The organism is Rhodopseudomonas sp. WA056 (assembly GCF_010906995.1).
Lineage (GTDB): Bacteria > Pseudomonadota > Alphaproteobacteria > Rhizobiales > Xanthobacteraceae > Rhodopseudomonas > Rhodopseudomonas palustris_G.
Genome location: NZ_QPFS01000219.1, coordinates 1 through 3,317, shown reverse-complemented (window position 1 = coordinate 3,317; position 3,317 = coordinate 1). Strand labels below are relative to the sequence as shown.

Below are 3,317 nucleotides of genomic sequence, written 5' to 3'. Positions count from 1 at the left end.
ACGTCATGCAGCCATACGTTGGGTTGCGATTTCGAGTACTTTGTCGACGTCGAGGACGACCATGAGCTGTCCGTCGAGGCGGTGGACGCCGTTGGCGAAGGATGCCATGCGGGGATCGAGGTTGACCGGGTTGGTCTCGCGGCCCTCGTCGGGCAGGGTCAGCACTTCGCCGATGGAGTCGATCAGGAGGCCGTAGGATTCGCCGCGCAGGTCGACGCCCATCGCCATCGGCGGCTTGCCGTCCTGGTTCCTGGGCAGGCCGAGACGGGCCCGCATGTCGATCGCGGTGACGATCCGGCCGCGCAGGTTGAGCACGCCGGCGACGTCGTCCGGCGCCAGCGGCACCCGGGTCAGCCGTTCCGGCATGAACACGTCCTGCACCCGGCTGATCGGCAGCCCGAACAACTGCCCGCCGATCATCGCGGTGGCGAACTGGGTGGTGTTGCCGCTGATCGCGTCGATGGCGCGGGTCATCGCGGGGGTGTCCTTCCTGGTCTCGCTCATGCCGCCTGCTCCAGCACTTCCGGCACCGCATGCACCGTGGTCTGCTCCTTCAGCGCCGCGATCAGGCCCGGACGGTCGAACTTGGCGATGTAGTCGGTAAGACCGGCCTGACGGCCGCGTTCGATCGCACCCGGCGACACCAGCGAGCTCAGCGCGATCACCGGCAGGTTCGACATCTTGGTGTCGGCGCGGATCGCCTCGGCGAACTCGAAGCCGTTCATCTCCGGCATCTCGATGTCGGTCAGGATCACGTCGAACTGCGCGCCCGAGCGCAGCACCGCAAGACCCTCGACCGCCGAGGTCGCGACCCGCACCTTGTAGCCCGCCGCCTTCAGCACCGGACCCAGCATGTTACGGAAGAACGCACTGTCGTCGACCAGCAGCACCGACCGGGTGGTCATCGTCTGCCGCATCTCCTTGCGCGCCAGCCAGTCGGAGAACGCCATCGGGAGGAAGTGCGCGACGTCGATCACTTCGGTCGCCTGGCCCTTGATCACCGCAGAGCCGAGGATGCCCTCGCGGCTGGAGCCGACCTGGATGTGCAGATGCTCCTCGACGATGTCGACGATCTCGTCGACCACCAGGCCCATCGACCGGTCCTCGTCGGCGAACACCAGGATCGGCTGCACCCCGCTGGAGGCCACTTCGACGCCCTCCATCAGCACCAAAGGCATCAGCTGGTCGCGGTACTGCACCATGTAGCGGCCGTTCGACATCTCGATCTTGTCCGAGGCGATCTCTTCCAGACGCGTCACCAGCGACAGCGGCACCGCCTTGGGCTGGCTCGAGCCGGCGCGGAACACCAGCAGCGAGGTGAGCTGTTCGGCCGAGGCGTTGCGGCTCGCCGCCGCCTGGTCGGAGATGTCGTGCTGCGCCGACACCGCGGTGCCGAGCGCCTGCGCAATGCCATTGGGATCGACAATCATGATCACCGCGCCGTCGCCCAGGATGGTGTTGCCCGAGAACATCCCGATGTGACGCAGCTTGGTCGACATCGGCTTGACCACGATTTCTTCGGTGTGGAACACGCCGTCCACCACGATGCCGAAGGTCTGGCTGCCGACCTGCGTCACCACGATGAAGCCGTTCTCCGGCTCGCTGTTGGTGCCCTCGTCGATGCCGAGCAGCTTCTTCAGATGGATCAGCGGCAGCAGCTTGTCGCGCAACCTGAGAACCGGGGTGTCCTTGATCCGCTCGATGCGGTGCTCGGAGTTGGCCCGCGCCCGCACCAGTTCGACCACCGCGAGCTGCGGGATCGCAAACCGGTCGCCGCCGGCTTCCACGATCAGCGCCGAGACGATCGCAAGCGTCAGCGGGATCTTGATGGTGATCGCCGAGCCTTCGCCCGCGACCGACTTCACCTCGATCGTGCCGCCGATCTGGTCGATATTGGTGCGCACCACGTCCATGCCCACCCCGCGGCCGGACACCGAGGTGACGGCGGCGGCGGTCGAGAACCCCGGCGCGAAGATGAACTTGTGGATCTGCGCCTCGGTCATCTTCTCGAGTTCGACCTCGGTGACCAGACCGTTGGCCAAGGCCTTGGCCTTGATCCGCTCGGTGTCGAGCCCGCGACCGTTGTCGGCGATGCAGATCACGATGTGGCCGCCCTCGTGATAGGCGCTCAATCGGATCGTGCCCTGCTCGGGCTTGCCGTTCCGGACCCGCTCCTCCGGCCGCTCCAGGCCGTGGTCGGCGGAGTTGCGCACCATGTGGGTGAGCGGATCCTTGATCAGGTCGAGCACCTGGCGGTCGAGCTCGGTGTCGGCGCCGTGCATCTCCAGCTCGATCTGCTTGCCGAGTTCGCCCGCCAGATCGCGCACGATCCGCGGCAGCTTCTGCCAGGCGTTGCCGATCGGCTGCATCCGGGTCTTCATCACCCCGTCCTGCAGCTCGGCCGTCACCGTCGACAGCCGCTGCAGCGGCACCTTGAACTCGTTGTCCTCGTGGCGGCGGCTGATCTCCAGAAGCTGGTTACGGGTCAGCACCAGCTCCGACACCATCGTCATCAGATGTTCGAGGGTATCGACGTTGACGCGGATCGACTGGTTGGCGACCCCGCCGCCCCCGCCGCCTTCGGCAGCGCCCTCGCCGTCGCCGCCGGACTTCTTGGCCGCCGGCTTGGCGGCCTTCGGCTTGGCGGCCGGCTTCGGCTCGGGCTGCGCGGCCTCGACGACGGCCGGAGCCTCGCTCACGGCCGGCTGCAGCGGCGGCGCCTCGACCTCGATCGCGGTCTCGCGGAAGGCCCGCTCCAGCTCGTCCAGCGACACCTCGCCCGGCCGCAGCGGACGCTCCAGCGTCTGCGCCACCAGCGTGCCCTCGGTGGCCGCATCCGCCACCGCCTCAGTCGCCGGCGCTTCGGCCTCCATGACCTCTACGTCCGCAACCACCTCCGGCACAGCGCCGCCGAGCTCGGCCGCGATCTCCTCCGCCGTCCGCATCGACAGCCGCTCCAGCTCACCGATCAGGTCGCCGTCCTCGCCCTCGGGCTCGGCCTGGGTCGCCTCGAGCTGCGTGAGAATGTCCTTGATCCGGTCGATCGTGGTCAGGATCAGCGTCACCGCCTCACCCGTCACCGGCATCCCGTCCCGGAATTTGCCCATCAACGTCTCGGCCGCATGCGCAAGCGCTTCCAGCCGCGGCAATCCTAGAAAACCGCAGGTCCCCTTGATGGTGTGAACAAGACGGAAAATATTGTCCAATATCTTCGCGTTGTTCGGCTCCTGCTCGAAACGGACCAACTGGTTGTCGACCGTGTCCAGGCTCTCGAAAGTCTCCGTCAAAAACTCACGAAGAAGATCGTCCATACGCGT

General features: G+C 66.8%; 2 protein-coding genes. Both read right to left on the bottom strand.

All coding sequences use genetic code 11. The features are described from left to right. Positions 1 to 3: 3 nt before the first annotated feature. Positions 4 to 474 (bottom strand): chemotaxis protein CheW, encoded by a 471-nt coding sequence (locus DU475_RS23470; RefSeq protein ID WP_185966212.1) that lies wholly within the window; start codon positions 472 to 474, stop codon positions 4 to 6. A 26-nt stretch (positions 475 to 500) separates the two neighbouring features. Next, the gene (locus DU475_RS23465) at positions 501 to 3,311 is read right to left on the bottom strand and encodes a hybrid sensor histidine kinase/response regulator (protein ID WP_142882210.1); all 2,811 of its coding nucleotides are present in this window, start codon (positions 3,309 to 3,311) and stop codon (positions 501 to 503) included. Between the last annotated feature and the right edge of the window lie 6 nt (positions 3,312 to 3,317).